This window comes from Nocardia sp. CA-151230, from assembly GCF_050942175.1.
Lineage (GTDB): Bacteria > Actinomycetota > Actinomycetes > Mycobacteriales > Mycobacteriaceae > Nocardia.
The window spans coordinates 2,722,587-2,739,593 of sequence record NZ_CP192061.1 but is presented as its reverse complement, the minus strand read 5'-3'; the positions used below and the strand labels follow the sequence as shown (position 1 = coordinate 2,739,593).

The following is a 17,007-nucleotide window of genomic DNA, read 5'->3' as shown; positions in this document are numbered from 1 at the left end:
GCTTTGGACACCGCAATGCTGTCGTACCGGGATGGCAGGGTGTCTCCGACGCTGTGCGCTCGAAGAACCTGCAGGGAACACGCTGCCCGTCCTGGGTGTTGACAGTGAGTTCGCGAAATAAGCTGTCGCCCGGTGCAGCCGCCGTGCATGGGTAGAATTCGTGCCGACGAAGGGGTTTAACAGGTGAAGGATCTGGTCGACACCACGGAGATGTATCTCCGTACCATCTACGACCTCGAGGAGGAGGGTGTCACGCCGCTGCGCGCGCGCATCGCCGAACGTCTCGAGCAGAGCGGCCCGACAGTGAGCCAGACGGTCGCGCGGATGGAGCGCGACGGCCTGCTGAACGTCGCCGGTGATCGCCACCTCGAACTGACCGAGAAGGGCCGCGCCATGGCGGTCGCCGTGATGCGCAAGCACCGGCTCGCCGAGCGATTGCTGGTCGACATCATCGGGCTGGAGTGGGAGAACGTGCACGCCGAGGCGTGCCGCTGGGAGCACGTGATGAGCGAGGAGGTCGAGCGCCGCCTGGTCGAGGTGCTCAACCACCCCACCACCTCCCCCTACGGCAATCCCATTCCGGGCCTGGACGAACTGGGCCTGCAGGCCAATGCCTCCGCCGACGAGAAGCTGGTCCGGCTCAGCGATCTGCCGACCGGGCAGGCACAGGCCGTGGTGGTGCGCCGGCTCTCGGAGCACATCCAGACCGATCCGGAGACCATCAATCAGCTCCGGGAGGCGGGCGTGGTGCCCGATGCCCGCGTGACCGTGGAAACCAAACCGGGTGCGGTGATCATCTCGGTGCCCGGCCATGAGGGATTCGAACTGTCCGACGAGATGGCGCACGCCGTCCAAGTGAAGTTGGTCTGATACGTGAAGCTTCTGGTTACCGGAGGCGCCGGCTACGTCGGTGGCGTCTGCGCGCAGGTTCTGCTCGAGGACGGCCACGAGGTCGTGGTCGTCGACGATCTGTCCACCGGCAATGCCGACGGCGTCCCGGCCGGTGCCAAGTTCGTCGAGGGCGATATCGCCACCGCGGGCGCCGAGCTCATCGCGGCCGAATCCTTCGACGGTGTGCTGCATTTCGCGGCCCAGTCGCTGGTCGGCGAATCGGTGGTGGCGCCGGAGAAGTACTGGCACGGCAATGTGGTGAAGACCCTCGCGCTGCTCGAGGCCATGCGCGACGCGGGCACCCCGCGGCTGGTGTTCTCCTCCACCGCGGCCGTGTACGGCGAGCCGGAGCAGGTGCCGATCGTCGAGGACGCACCCAAGCAGCCGACCAACCCCTACGGCGCCTCCAAGCTGTCCATCGACTACGCCATCACCTCGTACGCGGCGGCGCACGGCCTGGCCGCGACCAGCCTGCGCTACTTCAATGTGGCCGGCGCGTACGCCGGGCTCGGCGAGAACCGTGTGGTGGAAACCCATCTCATCCCCCTGGTGTTGCAGACCGCACTGGGTCATCGTGAGTCGATCTCGGTGTTCGGCACCGACTACCCGACGCCGGACGGCACCGCGGTGCGCGACTACATCCACATTCGCGATCTGGCGCAGGCGCACCTGCGGGCACTGGCGCAGTCGCAGCCGGGCGTGCACCGCATCTTCAATCTGGGCAGTGGCACCGGTTTCTCGGTGCGCGAGGTCATTTCGGCGTGCGCGCGGGTGACCGGCCTGCCGATCAATGCAGTGGACGCGCCTCGTCGTGCCGGTGACCCCGCCGTGCTGATCGCCTCCAGCGCCAAGGCCATCGCCGAACTCGGCTGGCAGCCCGAGCACACCGATCTCGACGAGATCGTTTCCGACGCCTGGGATTTCCTGCGCTCGCTGGGCGACCGCGCGCACAGCGCGCGCTGAGTCCGCGGCGCGGGCCGCACGGTCATCGCGGCTCCGGCCCGAGGTGGATGCCGAGTTCGGCCGCCGCCTCCCGGCCCGAGTCCGCGAGGCGGCCCAGCCGCTCCGGTCGCAGACCCGTCTGTAAGCCGAGGTCCAGCAGCATCGCCATGCGGTGTTTCGGATCGGCGGCCAGCGCGGCGTTCAGTGCCACACCCGCGAGCGGGCCGTCCCCGCGCGTGTAGGCGCAATAGCCCAGCAGCGCCGCCGCTTCGGCGCGATCCGGATCCGGCAGCGCCCGCGCCAGCTGCAGCCACAACACCTCCGCACCGTCGGCGCGCGGGCCCGGGGCGAGCCCGAACATGATGTCGCGCAGTGCCGAATCCCGCAGCGCCACGGCCACATCCGCCATCTCGGCCGGCGTGAGCCGGGCACCGGCCTCGACGCGTTCCAGGTAGCGCAGCACCCGGCACACCTCCAGCCGCAACTGCACGCGTGGATCGCCGTGCTGCACAACCCGGGCCAGCCGCCGGACCGCGGCGGCGACCGCCACCTCCAGGGCGTCGGCGGTGGCGTCGCGCGCCACCGGATCGACCGCGAGGATATCGGTCAGCTCCCGCCGGGAACCGCGCAACGGCCGGCCCTCCAGCACATGCCGCAGCGTCACCATCGAGGCCGCCGGATCCGGCTGCAGTCCGCGCGACCACGGTCCGGACAGTGTCCACCACGGCAGTTCGGCACCGATGGCCTGCACCGCCCAGGCCCCGGCCAGCGGCACGGCGTCCACATCGAGCCGATGTTCCAGCGCCGCAACGAGATCGTGGTGCTTGCGCGCCCGCACACCCCGATGCTTGCGGGTCGGCACCGTGGCCCGGTCGTCGACGATGAGCGCGAGCGCCGCGACGGCCCGGTGCCGTACGCAGATACCCGCGACCCGCTCGACCAGCATCCCCATCGCACACCGCCCGGGATTGTCCAGATCCATCCGGGTCACCACCTCGACCGCCGCGATATCCGGCGACGCCTGATCCGCACGCAACACCGTCACCACCAGCGACCGTGCGGGCATGAACCCGAGCATGGCCGGGACGGCCGCGATCAGATCGCCGGGCGCCCGCAGCCGCGCCCCGGGGTCGGCGGGATCTTCGAGCGGAGGATCGGCAGCAGGTTCGGGTCGATCCGGTGGCTCGGGCTCGACGGCCGGCTCCGGCTCGACGGGTGGCATGGGCTCGTTGGGTGGCGTGGGTTCGTCGGGTGCGTTCATGCCGTCGAGAGTGCGCCGCACCGCAGGCCGCCCCGGGCGGCCGACCTCGGGTTTCACTGAGGCTGTGGAAATTTCGGCGCGCCGTGGACTACTCGGCGCGCCCGGGGCGGGTACGGCCGCGAGCTGTCGGTGCCCGCTGCTACCGTGCGCCCGGACCGCCGGACCTGAACTTGAAATGGATTCGTTTCATTTTGGCCGAACGGGCGCGGTCACGCTGTTACAGTCCGCATCGGCACTGGTCCTGCACAGTGCCGGAAGGAGTATCGCGCCATGCCGAGCACGCGTCATCACGGCCGGGACTCGCCCAGGATCTCCAGGTAGTGCGGATTGGACATGATGCCCAGGACATTGCCGAACGGGTCCACCACCGAGGCCGTCACGAACCCGGTCCCCTCGCCGCGTTCGATGATCGGCTCGTAGACGGTGGCTCCCATGCCGAGCAGCCGCTGGAAGGTGGCCGCCACATCGTCGACATGCCAGTTCACGATCTGGCCGCCCGGGACATCCGGGTGCGACGGCGCGAACTTCCTGTTGATGATCCCGAGCTCGGCCTGGTAGTCGCCGATGCGGAACTCGTAGTACCCGCCCGGCACGGTGAAATACGGTGCGGCACCGAGCAGTTCGCTGTACCAGTCCTTGGCCGCCTCCAGATCGTCGGCGAAGTAGTTGACGGTGGCCATTCCACGCAGCATGGTCGTCCTCCTGAGTCGGGGGTGATTCTCGGTATGAATCCATCATCGCGCTCAAAGTGCTCACCGAATGAGCACTTTACCGGGCAGAATTCCGGATATGCGCGCGGATCGACTGGTGGCCACCCTGCTGTTCCTGCAGACCCGGGGACGGGTGACCGCGGCCGAGGTCGCGGCCGAGCTCGAGGTGTCGGTGGCGACCGCGCGCCGGGACCTGGAGGCCCTGTCCACGGCCGGGATTCCGATCTATCCGCAGCCCGGACGCGGCGGCGGCTGGGCCCTGGTGGGCGGCGCACGCACGGATCTCAGCGGCCTCACCGCCGCCGAGGCCCAGGCCCTGTTCCTGTTGCTGGGCCCGGTGGCGACGGCAACCCCCGCTACCAAGTCGGCCCTGCGGAAATTGTTGCGCGCCTTGCCGCAGCCCTTCCGTACCGAGGCCGAGGCGGCGGCGGGCGCGATCGTGGTGGACCCGGCCCGCTGGGGCGAATCGGACGAGCGGCCGCCCACGCTGGTGGACGAGTTGCAGCGAGCGGTGGTGCGCCGCCGCCGGGTCCGGTTCGCCTACGACCGGGCCGGGCGGCGGACCGAGCGAGTGGTCGATCCGTGGGGCCTGGTGGACAAGGACGGCAACTGGTACCTGGTGGCCGGAACCGAGCACGGGCAGCGGACCTTCCGCGTGGACCGGATCGCCACCCTGGCGATCACCGACGAGATCGCCCACCGGCCGGAGGATTTCGACCTGTCGACGGCCTGGTCGGAGGTGGTCGAGGAGGTCGAACGGCAGCGCTCCGCCCTCTCGGCCACCGTGCTGATCCAGGCCGCGCTCGCGCCGGTGCTGCGCAAACAGCAAGGGCGGCACTGCGTTCTGGACGGCACGACCGACGACGGACGGGTCCGGGCCCGGGTCACCGCGCCGACGCCGCTCATGATCGCCCAGCAGCTGGCGGGCTGGGGCGCGGCCCTCGAGGTGGTCGAGCCGGAGTCGGTGCGCGCCGAACTCGCCCGGCTGGGCGCCGAGCTGGTGCAGCGCTACCGGACTACCGGGCGGTAAGCGACGGCCGGTCATGCAATAACCGAATCACATTGCAGCACAAGCGATTTCGCGACATTTGATGTTCTTCACTGTTACAGTCCGCTCGGCGCGACCCCTTCAACGCGCCGAAAGGATCCTCCTGATGAGAAACAAGCTCCACCGAGACCTCCGACGGCCGGCCGCCGGTGTGAGCGCGGCTGTCGCGCTCGCCGTCGTCGCCGGCTCGATGCTGGCCGGCCCGGCCAACGCGTCCATCGACAATGTCAGCGTCGCCGGCCTCGCCAGCGGCAAGCCGTGCTCTGTCGCCGACGGTTGCACCATCCAGGCCCGCCTGACGGGCTCCGACGCGCTGACCCCGGTCGACTTCCTGGTGAACGGCACGGTCATCGGGACTGTCACGCCGACCCTCTCCTGGGGCGGCGCCGTCGCGAACATGCCCTGGCACCCGGATGCCGACGCTACCTACACCATCGGCGTCCGCCAGGGGTTCTCCAGCGTGACCACCTTCTACGTCGTGGGCACGGGCGGCAGCGCCTGCCCGCCGATCTCCTCGTTCTTCCCGGGTTCGTCGAGCAGCGGTTCGGCGGGCTCCGGTTCCGCGGGCAGCGGCTCGGGCGGAAGCGGTTCGGCCGGAACGGGTTCGGCGGGCAGCGGTTCCGCGTCGGGGTCGGCCACCCCGCTGCCCATCTGCTGATCGGGCCCGGGAGCCGAAACAAGGCAGGGGTCGGCTCCCCTTCCCGGGTTCCGCAGCTCTCGCCTTGGGGTTCTCAGCCCTTGCGAACCTCGCGTACCGCGGTGGTGAACAGGGCGTCGAGGGCCTCGCTGTCGGAGGTGGACCCGGAGGTCATGTACGTCACCGCGATTCGCACATCGCCGATCTGACCCACCAGCGTCTGCATGGTCCGGGTGAGACCGGTCGCACTCTTGTCGGTGCCGACCGTGCGGCGCAGCGCGAGTGAGTCGTCGGCATTGACCGGCGGCGGCGGATCCAGCTGCGTGGTCACCACCGAGGTGACACCGGAGTGCCCGACGCGCACGGTTCCGCAGCGCTGCAACTGATCTCGCAGTGCCGACAGCGGTTCAGCCGACCGGGTGAGCGCCACGGTGAGGGTGGCGCGGGTGGTGTCGTCGGTGCCGACCGCCACGGCCGGGCCCGCGGTGGGCGTGACCGGTGCGCAGGTGTTCGGATCCACCTGTGCCCCCGGCAGGTAACCCTCGAGATCATTGGCGGCCTGGCTCGCGGCCTCGGCGGGCAGCACGATCGCGGTGTACCGCGACGGGAATTGCGAGGGATCCGGCAGCAGCTTGGTCAGACCGGCGTCGGAGGTTGCCGCCGGCACCGGATTGCGGGCGGCGATCGGATGACCGGAAACCGTGTTCCCGCATGCGGCGAGCAACCCGCCCAGCGCCACGATCCCCACGGTGCGCGCGGTCCGGAGGCTGCTGCGTGCGGGGGTGCGAAAGGGCGCGATCACCCCGCCCACTATGCCGAAAATCGGCTGTTCACACCGAATGCCACGCCGCGCGGCACACTCCCGGGAATGCGTGTCCGGGCCCTGCGTGTTGCACACCCAGTGCGGGTGGTGCACACCTGTCATGCGCATGAGGGACAATGTGGGTTGGTCGCGAAAGTGGGCCACGCAGGAAGGAGTACGCGATGGACTACGAGTCGCGAATGTACGAGCTGGAGTTCCCGGCTCCGCAGCTGTCGTCCGACGACGGCTCGGGTCCGGTGCTGGTGCACGGTCTCGAGGGTTTCACCGATGCCGGGCACGCGGTACGCCTCGCCACCACGCATCTGAAGGAAAGCCTCGAGCACGAACTGGTCGCCTCGTTCGACATGGACGAGCTGCTCGACTACCGCTCGCGGCGACCGCTGATGACCTTCAAGACCGACCATTTCTCCGACTACACCGAGCCGGAACTGAGCCTGTGGGCGCTCAAGGACACCGCCGGTACGCCGTTCCTGCTGCTGGCCGGGCTGGAACCGGACCTGCGCTGGGAGCGGTTCGTCACCGCGGTGCGCCTGCTCGCCGAGCAACTGGGCGTGCGCCGGACCATCGGCCTGAGCGCGATTCCGATGGCGATTCCGCACACCCGTCCCCTCGGCGTCACGGCGCACGCCTCCGACTCCGATCTGATCGGCGATCACCAGCGCTGGCCGGGTGAGCTGCAGGTACCGGGCAGCGCGTCCTCGCTGCTGGAGTTCCGGATGGCCCAGCACGGGCACGAGTCGGTCGGTTTCTCGGTCCACGTGCCGCACTATCTGACCCAGACCGCCTACCCGGAGGCCGCGCAGACGCTGCTGGAGAACGTCGCCGAGAACGCGGGCCTCGAGCTCCCGCTGGCCGCGCTCACCGATGCCGCCGCGCGGGTGCGCGAACAGGTCAACGAGCAGATCGCCGGCAACTCCGAGGTGGAGACCGTGGTGGCGGCGCTGGAACGCCAGTACGACAGCTTCGTCACCGCCCAGGAACGCCAGTCCAGCCTGCTGGCCAGCGAGAACGACCTACCCACCGGTGACGAGCTGGGCGCGGAGTTCGAGCGCTTCCTGGCCGAGCAGGCCGGCTACGCCGACGGCGACGGACCGGAGAACCCGCCGCTGCGGTAGTGGTCGCTACCGGCGGCCTCGGGGGCGACCGGTAACGTTGGGCGGCGTGCAGCTGTCCGAATTGGTTCCCGACCGTGCCGTATCCGACGTGGACCCGGACTGGTTGTACGAGACCTTCGCCGACTGGGCGAGCTCGGCCGGCCTGAATCTGTATCCGGCGCAGGAAGAAGCGCTGCTGGAGCTGGTCACCGGGTCGAACGTCATCCTGAACACCCCGACCGGGTCCGGGAAGTCGCTGGTCGCGCTCGGCGCGCACTTCGCCGCGCTCAACCGAGGCCAGCGCAGCTACTACACCGCGCCGATCAAGGCGCTGGTGAGCGAGAAGTTCTTCGCGCTGTGCGACGTCTTCGGGGCCGACCGGGTGGGCATGGTGACCGGCGACGCCGCGGTGAACCCGGAGGCGCCGATCATCTGCGCCACCGCCGAGATCCTGGCGAATCTGGCGCTGCGCGAGGGCGCTTCCGCCGATATCGGCCAGGTGATCATGGACGAGTTCCACTACTACGCCGACCCCGATCGCGGCTGGGCGTGGCAGGTGCCGCTGATCGAACTGCCCGGCGCACAGTTCCTGCTCATGTCGGCCACGCTCGGCGAGGTCGACTTCTTCGCCGAGGATCTGACCCGGCGCACGGGACGCGAGACCGCCGTGGTGTCCGGATCGGAACGGCCGGTGCCGCTGAGCTTTTCGTATGTGCGCACACCCATCACCGAGACGCTCGAGGATTTGGTGACCACCAGCCTCGCGCCGGTGTACGTCGTGCACTTCACCCAGGCCGCGGCCATGGAGCGGGCGCAGGCGCTGATGAGCGTCAATGTCTCGTCCAAGGCCGAGAAGGAGGCCATCGCCGCGGCCATCGGCGAGTTCCGCTTCGCCACCGGCTTCGGCAAGACGCTGTCGCGGTTCATCCGCCACGGCATCGGCGTGCACCACGCGGGCATGCTGCCCAAGTACCGGCGACTGGTCGAGAAGCTCGCCCAGGATGGGCTGCTGAAGGTGGTGTGCGGCACCGACACCCTCGGTGTCGGCATCAATGTGCCGATCCGCACCGTGATGCTGACCGGACTCACCAAGTTCGACGGCGTGCGCACGCGCCGGCTCAATGCCCGCGAGTTCCATCAGATCGCGGGCCGGGCGGGGCGCGCGGGCTACGACACCATGGGCACGGTCGTCGTGCAGGCCCCCGAGCACGAGGTGGAGAACGCGCGGCTCATCGCCAAGGCGGGCGACGATCCCAAGAAGCTGAAGAAGGTCCAGAAGAAGAAGCCGCCCGAGGGTTTCGTGTCCTGGTCGGAGGACACCTTCGACCGGCTGGTGGCGGCCTCGCCCGAGCCCATGGTGTCGCGGTTCAACGTGACCAACTCCATGCTGCTGAATGTGATTGCGCGCAAAGGCAATTGCTTCTACGCCATGCGACACCTGCTGGAGGAGAACCATGAGCCGCGGGCCGCACAGCGCAAGCACATCCTCAAGGCGATCCGGCTGTACCGGGCGCTGCGGGACGCGGGCGTGGTCCAGCAGCTCGATGAACCCGACCGGTACGGACGCCATGCCCGGCTCATGGTCGACCTGCAGCGCGATTTCGCGCTCGACCAACCGCTCTCTCCGTTCGCGCTGGCGGCGCTGGAACTGCTCGACAAGGAGTCGCCGGCCTACACCCTCGATGTGATCTCACTGATCGAGTCCACTCTGGAGGATCCGCGCCAGCTGCTCATGGCCCAGCAGCACCGGGCGCGCGGCGAGGCGGTCGCGGAGATGAAGGCCGACGGGATCGAATACGAGGAACGCATGGAACTCCTCGAAGAAGTCACCTGGCCCAAGCCCCTGGCCGCCGAACTCATCGAGCCCGCGTTCGAGACCTACAAGGCCGGGCACCCCTGGGTGTCGGAGTTCGAGCCCTCCCCCAAATCCGTGGTGCGCGAGATGGTCGAGCGGTCCATGACCTTCGCCGAACTGGTGTCGGGATACGAGCTGGCTCGCTCCGAGGGCGTGGTGCTGAGGTATCTGGCCGACGCGTATCGCGCGCTGCGGCGGACCGTGCCCGAACAGGCGCGCACCGAGGAACTCGACGACATCACCGAATGGCTCGGCGAACTCATCCGGCAGGTCGACTCCAGCCTGCTCGACGAGTGGGAGCAGCTCACCAATCCCGGTGCGGAGTCCGACGATCAGCAGGTGGCGTTCGGGGCCGAGACCGTACGGCCGATCACCGCCAATGAGCGCGCGTTCCGGGTGCTGGTGCGCAATGCCATGTTCCGGCGGGTGGACCTGGCCGCGCTGCGGCGCTGGGACGCGCTGGCCGAGCTGGGCGACGAACTGGACTGGGCGGCCGAACTCGGCCCCTACTTCGACGAATACGAGACCATCGGGACCGGTCCGAACGCCCGTGGACCACAGCTGTTCCGGGTCGAGCAGCGGCCGGGATTCTGGGATGTCCGGCAGGTGCTCGACGACCCCAACGGCGACCACGGCTGGTCCATCGACGCCATCGTGGATCTGGCCGAGTCCGATGCCGCGGGTGAAGTGGTGTTCGACGACCTTTCGGTCACCGCGGGCTGACTGTCGGTGACCGCGGGACGAGCGGCGGGCCGCTCCCGGCGGTCCGAGGTCACACTCCCGTAAGACGTCGCCCGAGGCAGCCGAACGAATCCCGGCGTTAGAGTGACGTAATCGATCGTCCACCGGTTCGTTTTTCGAGGCCCAACGCGTGTATCGTCTCGCAGGTTGCCTGAGTCCCTGCCGTTGCGGCCGACAGAAAAGAGTTCCCTTAGATTGCCCGGTCGAAACCTGCCCGAGTCACCCTGTCTGGTCATCGACCTCGACAAGGTCCGCGCGAACTACCGCGCACTGCACGCCGCACTTCCCGCGGCACGAATTCGCTTCGCCGTCAAGGCGAGTCCCGTGCCGGAGATCATCCGGCTGCTGAACGACGAGGGCGCGGAGTTCGACGTCGCCAGCGTCGGTGAGATCGAACTCTGCCTGGCGCAAGGCGTCGATCCGGCCGTCATGTGCTACGGCAACCCGATCAAGAAGGCTTCCCAGATCGCCACCGCCTTCGCAGCGGGCGTGCGGCGCTACGCCTTCGACACCGAGGACGACCTGGAACGCATCGCCGAGCACGCGCCGGGTTCCGAGGTCGAGTGCCGGTTCCTGTCGTCGGCCCCGCAGTCGCAGACCCCGTTCGGGACCAAGTTCGGCTGCGCTCCCGGTGAGGCCAAGCGGCTGCTGGTGCGCGCGCACGATCTCGGGCTGATCGTGGTCGGCCCCTATTTCCACGTCGGCTCACAGCAGCTCGACTCGAAGGCCTGGGGCATCGGCATCGAGCAGGCGGGCGCCATCGCGGAAGCGCTGGCGGTCAAGGACATTCCAGTCACGGCGGTGAATATCGGTGGGGGACTTCCGATTTCGTACGCCGATCCGGCTCCCGGACTCGCGGAGCTGGGCGCGGCCATCGCCGAGGCGGCGAGCCGCTATCTCCCGGAACACACCGAACTCGTCGTGGAACCCGGTCGCGCCCTGGTGGGCAACACCGGTGTGATTCACGCCGAAGTGGTGAATGTTCGTGTAGCGCCGGACGGGCGGCGCTGGGTATACCTCGACGTCGGCCGCTACAACGGCATGGCCGAGACCGAGAACGAGTACATCGCCTACCGATTCCAAACCGATCGGGACGCGGATCCGAAGGACGAAGCTGTGGTGGCCGGTCCTACGTGTGATGGCGACGATGTACTCTATCAACGCACGCGTGTCCTCCTTCCGACCACGTTGCGAGCCGGTGATCCTGTTCGGATCCTCGAGACCGGCGCCTATACGGCGAGCTATTCGTCGGTGTCCTTCAACGGTTTTCCGCCTTTGACTGTCCATGTCACTGGCGCTGAGCGAGAGTGAGTTTTAGCCATGATCACGGCAGAATTCACCGGCTGGCACGTGCTGGCCGAGTTCGGTGGTGTCGACGCCAGCCTCTGCGACGACCTCGAACGACTCGAAACCGCGCTTCGAAAATCGTTGGTCGCCGCGGGGGTGACCATCTGCGATGTCGTGAGCAAGAAGTTCGAGCCGCAGGGTGTCACCATCCTGGCCCTCCTGGCCGAGTCGCATGCCTCGATCCACACCTACCCTGAGTCCGGCGACATCTTCGTCGACGTATTCACTTGCGGCAGTATCGGTTCCGGCGCCACCAAGGCCGTCGAACTGCTGCAGCAGGAGCTGTCTCCGGGTTCGGTGAACATCGAGGTCATCCAGCGCGGCCACACCGCCCGCCGGATCCACGAGCCGGTCGGCGAGGGCCTGACCCGGGTGTGGAACACGACGGAAACCGTCGTGGACACCAACACCCCGTTCCAGCACATGGTGATCGCGCGCACCGAGCAGGGCATCTCCCTGTTCTCCGACGACGACCGCCAGTCCACCGAGTTCTCGCAGCTCACCTACCACGAGGCCATGCTGGTCCCGGGTTACGCGCTGGCCGAGAAGCTGGACAAGGTGCTGATCATCGGTTCCGGTGAGGGTGTCGCCTCGCAGATGTCGGTGGCCGCGGGCGCCTCGCTCGTCGACCACGTCGACATCGACCAGCTGGAGGTGGAGCTGTGCGCCGAGCACCTCCCCTACGGCTACAGCCAGGCCGATCTGGCCGAGGCGGTCGCGCAGACCGGCCCGATCAAGATGCACTACGCCGACGGCTGGGACTTCCTGGCCAAGGCCGAGGCCGCGGGCGTGCGCTACGACATGATCTGCATCGACCTGCCGGACGAGCGGGTCGAGGACGCGCAGCACAACCGCCTCTACGAGGACGACTTCCTCAACCGCTGCAAGGCGCTGCTGGCCGAGGGCGGCGTGCTCGCCGCGCAGGCCGGCTGTCAGACCATGTGGCGCAACGAGACCCTGAAGCGTTCCTGGACCCGGTTCCACAACCTGTTCGAGACCGTCGTGCCCTACGTCAGCGACGAGCACGAGTGGACCTTCATCTTCGGCACCCCGAAGGCGATCGCGGATCCGGTGGCCAAGATGACCGCCACCCTGGCGACGCTGCCCTACCGGGCCGAGACCATCGACGCGCAGGCCCTGGTCCGCGGCGCGATCGAGCCGCACGCACTGCGTGTGGGCGTGAGCGTCTAGTCGATCAGCTCCACCGCGAAGCGCCCCCGCACGGACTTCCGTGCGGGGGCGCTTCTCATTGCTACGGTTTCCGTCGTTTCATACAACGGATTTCGTTGTCTGCGGGCCGATCGTCAGGCGATGGCGGGGAGTTTGACCACCTGACCGGCGTAGGCCAGGCCCGCACCGAAGCCCAGCAGCAGCGCGGTGTCGCCCGGCCGGGACGCGCCGGAGCGCAGCAGCTGCTCCATGGCCATCGGGATCGAGGCGGCGCTGGTGTTACCGGTTTCCGCGATATCCCTTGCGACAGCGATGCTTTCGGGCATGTGCAGGGTGCGCACCAGCGCATCGGTGATGCGGCTGTTGGCCTGATGCGGCACGAACGCGTCCAGATCCTCGACGGTGACTCCCGCCTGATCCAGCGCGTCGCGGCACGCCTTCTCCAAGAACGTGACGGCCCAACGGAATACGGCGGTGCCGTTCATCCGGATGTACGGCCGCACCGTGGTGCCGCCGGTCGCCTCGGCCTCGGCCACCTCGGCGAAGTACTGCTGAAAGTCCTTGTCCTGCTTGATCGCCGCGGTCTGACTGCCGTCCGAACCCCAGGCCACCGGGCCGATGCCCTCGGCCTCCGACGGTCCCACCACGACCGCGCCCGCGCCGTCGGCGAAGATGAACGCGCAGGTGCGGTCTTCCTGGTCGAGCAGGTCCGAGAGCCGTTCCACGCCGATCACCAGCACATGCCGGGCCTGTCCGGCGCGCACCAGGTTGGCGGCATTGGCCAGCGCGTAGCAGAAGCCGGCGCAACCGGCCGAGACGTCGAAGGCGGCAGTGTCGTGCATGCCGAGTTCGGTGGCGACCACGGCACCGGCCGACGGTCCCAGCACCATCTGGGAGGACGTGGCCAGGATGACCGCGTCGATCTGCTGTGCGGTGACGCCCGCGGCCTCGAGCGCGTCGACGGCGGCGGCGGTGCTCATGCTGACGATGGTCTCGTCCGCTTCGGCCCAGTGGCGGGCCTCGATGCCGGAGCGGGTCCGGATCCATTCGTCCGAGGAGTTGATGCGGTCGACGATCTCGGCGTTGGGGACCACCCGGCGTGGTCGGTACACACCCAGGCCGAGCAACGCGGCGTGGGCGACCGGGGTGGCGGTGGCGATCTGGGCTGGCATGCGCGGAATTCCTCTTTTCCCATATGAACCGATCGGTCCACATGGGAAAGGTTTAACATGGACCGATCGGTTCACACAAGGGCTGGAGGGATTTGCAATGACGGCGGGACCGCGCGCCCGATTGATCGCGAGCACCATCACCACCGTCCAGGAGCACGGCGTGCACGCGGCCGGGCTGAACGAGCTGCTCAAGCGCAGCAATGCCTCCCGAAACTCGCTCTACCAGCACTTCCCGTCCGGCAAGAGCGAATTGGTGGCGACCGCCGCCCGCATCGTGTCCCGCATGGTCTACTCGCACGTGAGCCGCATGTCCGACGCGCTACCGAGCGCGCCCTCACTGGAGGCGTGGGTGGACGAACTACTCGGCTTCTGGCGCGGCCAGCTGGAGACCAGCGAGTTCCGGGCGGGCTCGTTCATGATGGCCGCCGCTCTCGACGAACTCGACCCGACACTGCAGTCGGCGGCCGGGCAGGCGTTCTCGGAATGGACCGCGCGGCTGGCCGACGGATTGGTGGCAGCCGGGGTCGAGCGGGCGACAGCGTGCTCGCTGTCGGGTTTCGCGCTGTCGGTGATCGAGGGCGCGATCGTGCAGAGCCGGGCACTGAAATCCGCCCTGCCCTTCACCGACGCGGGCACCCAGCTCACCGTCCTGCTCCACCACCACATGCCGAACCGCCGGTGAGTGCGCGAACTTCGCGGTTTCCAGGTTGACCTGGAGCACACTCCAGGTCGTAGCGTCGTGTCCGTGCGCGGCACCCGCCGCGAATTCCAGTCCTACCGAGGAGGATTCACCGCATGATCGCGACCAGGAAGCTCGGCGAACTGACCGTCAGCGCGCAGGGCCTCGGCTGCATGGGCATGAGCAGCGCCTACGGCGTGCACGACAATGACACCGAATCCATCGCCACCATCCACCGCGCCCTGGACCTCGGCGTCACCCTGCTCGACACCGCCAACGTGTACGGCCCCGAGACCAACGAGCGCCTGGTCGGCCGTGCCATCGCCGACCGCCGCGACGAGGTCGTCCTCGCCACCAAGTTCGGCATCGTCTGGGGTGAGGAGGGCGTGATGGGCGCTCGCGGAGACGCCGCCTACGTCAAGCAGTCCTGCGACGAATCCCTGACCCGCCTGGGCGTCGACCACATCGACCTCTACTACCAGCACCGCGTCGACCCGAACGTCCCCGTCGAGGAGACCTGGGGCGCCCTGTCGGAACTGGTCCAGGCGGGCAAGGTCCGTTACCTCGGCATCTCCGAAGCATCGGTGGACAGCATCCGCCGCGCCCACGCCGTCCACCCGGTGACCGCCCTCCAGAGCGAATGGTCGCTGTGGACCCGCGACATCGAGGCCGAGATCCTCCCCGCCTGCCGCGAACTCGGCATCGGCATCGTCCCCTTCTCCCCCCTCGGCCGCGGCTTCCTCACCGGCGCGATCACCTCCACCGCCGACCTCCCCGCCGACGATATGCGCCGCCGCCTCCCCCGTTTCGCCGACGGCAACTTCGACGCCAACCTCGCCATCGTCGCGGCGCTGCGCAGCCTCGCCGGCGAAAAGGGCGTCACCCCCGGTCAATTGGCGCTGGCCTGGGTCCAGTCCCGGGGCGATGACGTGGTGCCGATCCCGGGCACGAAGCGCCGCGCCTATCTGGAACAGAACGTGGCGGCCACCGAGATCACGCTGACCCCTGAGGATTTGACCCGAATCGAAGCGGCCGCGCCCGCCGAGGCCATCGCCGGCGCCCGCTATCCGGAAGGTCTGGCCCGCGCCACCGGACGATAGCTGAATCTGCCATTTCACCTTGCGCAGGCGGCACTTCGACCTACCGTGGCGGAACTGTCGGTTTCGGGTGGCGAGATGGGGTTCACCATGTGGTTCGATTTCTGGCGGGCGCGCAACGGACGCGGCGGAATCCGGGGCAGGTTGCTACTCCTCGCCGCGCTGGGCCTGATCGGTTCGATGTTGGTGGCCGCGCCCGCCGCACACGCACAGGCGACCATCGACCACATGACCTACCGCACGCCGCGGTGGGTGCAGGTCTTCGTGAATTCGCCTGCGATGCAACGGATCGTGCAGGTCGATGTGCTGCTGCCGAGTGACACCGCCACCCCGCATCCGTCGCTGTACGTGTACGACGGCAATGGGTCCGATGTATCCGAGGGGCAGAGCACCTGGACCATGCGGACAGATGCGGTGAACTTCTTCGCCGACAAGCCGGTCAACGTCGTGCTGGCGGTCGGTGGCGGCGGCACCTTCTACACCGACTGGGAGCGTGACGATCCGGGCCTGGGGCACATCAGGTTCGAGACCTTCTTCGCCCAGGAACTTCCGCCGCTGATCGATGCGACCTTCCACGGCAATGGCCGCAATGCCGCCGCCGGTGTTTCGATGGGCGGAATGGCGGCCATGGCCCTGACCTTCCGCAATCCCTCGTTGTACCGGGCGGTCGCCGCCTACAGCGGGTGTATGTACACCGCGACATTCGGCCAGACGGTCGTCCGCGCTGCGGTCGCCCAACGCGGCGGCAATGCCGACAATATGTGGGGCACCGAACTCGACCCGCAGTGGGACGCCCACGACCCGAGCCTGCACGCCGCCGGCTTCGCGGGCAAACCCGTCTTCCTCTCGGTCGGGAGCGGCATCCCGCGCCCCGACGATATCGGCTTCGACCCGACCTGGTCCTGGCCCGGCACCGCCGCCGAGGCCACCACCCTCGAAACCGGCTCACTCACCTGCACAAAAACCCTCGACACTCAACTGCACCTCCAAGGCGTCCCCGCCACCGTGACCTACTACCCCTTCGGCACCCACTCCTGGCCCTACTGGCAACAACCCCTCCACGATTCCTGGCCCACCCTCGCCCAGGGCCTCGGCATCTAGCCACAGCGACGACACCTCCAACCTCAAACCTTGTCCGGCCCATGGGATTTGCGACCGACACCCGGCGCCGCGCGACGAAACACAGACAAGCCGGACAGAAATGCGAGACACACCAACGTATTTCGCAGTGCACCCTACCGTCGAGCCAAACCCTCACCGGTACGCGAAAAGCTGCTGGAGCTCTTCGAAAACCAACCCGAACCGGCAGCCGGCCTTCTGACCACTCTCGGCGTGAGACTGCCGGCCTACCAGCGAGCAGAGACCGCTCGCGCCGACCTCACCGACACGAATCCAACCGAGTATCGAGCCGACCGTGTCGTCGTCTTGTCGACCGGCAACAAGCAGGTAGCAGCGGTCGTGCTCGAGGTGTAAGAACCCTGACAGCACCGGATCCGAGCGCGCTAGGATTTGCCTCGACTTCGTTTTTCCCAGCTCAACG

Annotated in this window: 15 protein-coding genes; 11 read left to right on the top strand and 4 right to left on the bottom strand. The window is 68.2% G+C overall.

The features are described 5' to 3' along the window. Positions 1–183: 183 nt before the first annotated feature. Positions 184–870, top strand: coding sequence for an iron dependent repressor, metal binding and dimerization domain protein (locus tag ACQP1O_RS12500; protein WP_433565975.1), 687 nt, complete (start codon positions 184–186; stop codon positions 868–870). Between the two features lie 3 nt (positions 871–873). Continuing rightward, on the top strand, positions 874–1,854 hold the full coding sequence (gene galE / locus ACQP1O_RS12495; RefSeq protein WP_433565974.1) for a UDP-glucose 4-epimerase GalE: 981 nt from the start codon (positions 874–876) through the stop codon (positions 1,852–1,854). Between the two features lie 22 nt (positions 1,855–1,876). On the opposite strand, the gene ACQP1O_RS12490 is transcribed toward galE, so the two are convergent. Next, positions 1,877–3,094: a DUF4192 domain-containing protein gene (locus tag ACQP1O_RS12490; RefSeq protein WP_433565973.1), complete on the bottom strand. Its 1,218-nt coding sequence runs from the start codon at positions 3,092–3,094 to the stop codon at positions 1,877–1,879. Positions 3,095–3,381: 287 nt separating this feature from the next. Then, positions 3,382–3,786, bottom strand: a complete 405-nt coding sequence (locus tag ACQP1O_RS12485) for a VOC family protein (protein ID WP_433565972.1) — start codon at positions 3,784–3,786, stop codon at positions 3,382–3,384. A gap of 97 nt (positions 3,787–3,883) precedes the next feature. Between ACQP1O_RS12485 and ACQP1O_RS12480 the strand changes: the two genes are divergently transcribed. After that, positions 3,884–4,834, top strand: a complete 951-nt coding sequence (locus tag ACQP1O_RS12480) for a helix-turn-helix transcriptional regulator (RefSeq protein WP_433565971.1) — start codon at positions 3,884–3,886, stop codon at positions 4,832–4,834. 124 nt (positions 4,835–4,958) lie between these two features. Beyond that, on the top strand, positions 4,959–5,510 hold the full coding sequence (locus ACQP1O_RS12475; protein WP_433565970.1) for a hypothetical protein: 552 nt from the start codon (positions 4,959–4,961) through the stop codon (positions 5,508–5,510). Between the two features lie 73 nt (positions 5,511–5,583). Here the strand turns inward: ACQP1O_RS12475 and ACQP1O_RS12470 are convergent, their stop codons facing one another. Next, positions 5,584–6,291, bottom strand: a complete 708-nt coding sequence (locus tag ACQP1O_RS12470; RefSeq protein ID WP_433565969.1) for a sensor domain-containing protein — start codon at positions 6,289–6,291, stop codon at positions 5,584–5,586. 182 nt (positions 6,292–6,473) lie between these two features. Here ACQP1O_RS12470 and ACQP1O_RS12465 point away from each other — a divergent pair, with 182 nt between their 5' ends. From ACQP1O_RS12465 to speD, 4 genes are all read left to right on the top strand, one after another. Next, positions 6,474–7,427 (top strand): proteasome assembly chaperone family protein, encoded by a 954-nt coding sequence (locus ACQP1O_RS12465; RefSeq protein ID WP_433565968.1) that lies wholly within the window; start codon positions 6,474–6,476, stop codon positions 7,425–7,427. Positions 7,428–7,515: 88 nt separating this feature from the next. Next, positions 7,516–9,984, top strand: coding sequence for a DEAD/DEAH box helicase (locus ACQP1O_RS12460; RefSeq protein ID WP_433567662.1), 2,469 nt, complete (start codon positions 7,516–7,518; stop codon positions 9,982–9,984). 228 nt (positions 9,985–10,212) lie between these two features. Then, positions 10,213–11,313, top strand: a complete 1,101-nt coding sequence (locus ACQP1O_RS12455) for a type III PLP-dependent enzyme (protein ID WP_433567661.1) — start codon at positions 10,213–10,215, stop codon at positions 11,311–11,313. Positions 11,314–11,325: 12 nt separating this feature from the next. After that, the gene (gene speD, locus ACQP1O_RS12450) at positions 11,326–12,540 is read left to right on the top strand and encodes an adenosylmethionine decarboxylase (RefSeq protein WP_433567660.1); all 1,215 of its coding nucleotides are present in this window, start codon (positions 11,326–11,328) and stop codon (positions 12,538–12,540) included. 113 nt (positions 12,541–12,653) lie between these two features. Here the strand turns inward: speD and ACQP1O_RS12445 are convergent, their stop codons facing one another. Continuing rightward, entirely contained in the window at positions 12,654–13,691 is a 1,038-nt protein-coding gene (locus tag ACQP1O_RS12445; RefSeq protein WP_433565967.1) for a beta-ketoacyl-ACP synthase III, read from the bottom strand. A gap of 97 nt (positions 13,692–13,788) precedes the next feature. Here ACQP1O_RS12445 and ACQP1O_RS12440 point away from each other — a divergent pair, with 97 nt between their 5' ends. The 3 genes from ACQP1O_RS12440 to ACQP1O_RS12430 all read left to right on the top strand — a co-directional run bounded on the left by ACQP1O_RS12440 (position 13,789) and on the right by ACQP1O_RS12430 (position 16,568). Further along, complete coding sequence (locus ACQP1O_RS12440; RefSeq protein WP_433565966.1) at positions 13,789–14,373, top strand: TetR/AcrR family transcriptional regulator; 585 nt, start codon at positions 13,789–13,791, stop codon at positions 14,371–14,373. Positions 14,374–14,486: 113 nt separating this feature from the next. Further along, positions 14,487–15,470 carry an aldo/keto reductase gene (locus ACQP1O_RS12435; RefSeq protein WP_433565965.1) on the top strand — a complete coding sequence of 328 codons (984 nt, stop codon included), beginning with the start codon at positions 14,487–14,489 and terminating at the stop codon, positions 15,468–15,470. A gap of 75 nt (positions 15,471–15,545) precedes the next feature. Further along, on the top strand, positions 15,546–16,568 hold the full coding sequence (locus ACQP1O_RS12430) for an alpha/beta hydrolase (RefSeq protein WP_433565964.1): 1,023 nt from the start codon (positions 15,546–15,548) through the stop codon (positions 16,566–16,568). Positions 16,569–17,007 lie beyond the last annotated feature (439 nt).

Bases quoted from the DNA above. Each gene is read 5' to 3' on its own strand.
- ACQP1O_RS12445 (WP_433565967.1), bottom strand. From the start codon at position 13,691: ATGCCAGCCCAGATCGCCACCGCCACCCCGGTCGCCCACGCCGCGTTG.
- ACQP1O_RS12430 (WP_433565964.1), top strand. From the start codon at position 15,546: ATGGGGTTCACCATGTGGTTCGATTTCTGGCGGGCGCGCAACGGACGC.
- ACQP1O_RS12465 (WP_433565968.1), top strand. From the start codon at position 6,474: ATGGACTACGAGTCGCGAATGTACGAGCTGGAGTTCCCGGCTCCGCAG.
- ACQP1O_RS12485 (WP_433565972.1), bottom strand. From the start codon at position 3,786: ATGCTGCGTGGAATGGCCACCGTCAACTACTTCGCCGACGATCTGGAG.
- ACQP1O_RS12480 (WP_433565971.1), top strand. From the start codon at position 3,884: ATGCGCGCGGATCGACTGGTGGCCACCCTGCTGTTCCTGCAGACCCGG.
- ACQP1O_RS12475 (WP_433565970.1), top strand. From the start codon at position 4,959: ATGAGAAACAAGCTCCACCGAGACCTCCGACGGCCGGCCGCCGGTGTG.
- ACQP1O_RS12440 (WP_433565966.1), top strand. From the start codon at position 13,789: ATGACGGCGGGACCGCGCGCCCGATTGATCGCGAGCACCATCACCACC.
- ACQP1O_RS12435 (WP_433565965.1), top strand. From the start codon at position 14,487: ATGATCGCGACCAGGAAGCTCGGCGAACTGACCGTCAGCGCGCAGGGC.
- ACQP1O_RS12490 (WP_433565973.1), bottom strand. From the start codon at position 3,094: ATGAACGCACCCGACGAACCCACGCCACCCAACGAGCCCATGCCACCC.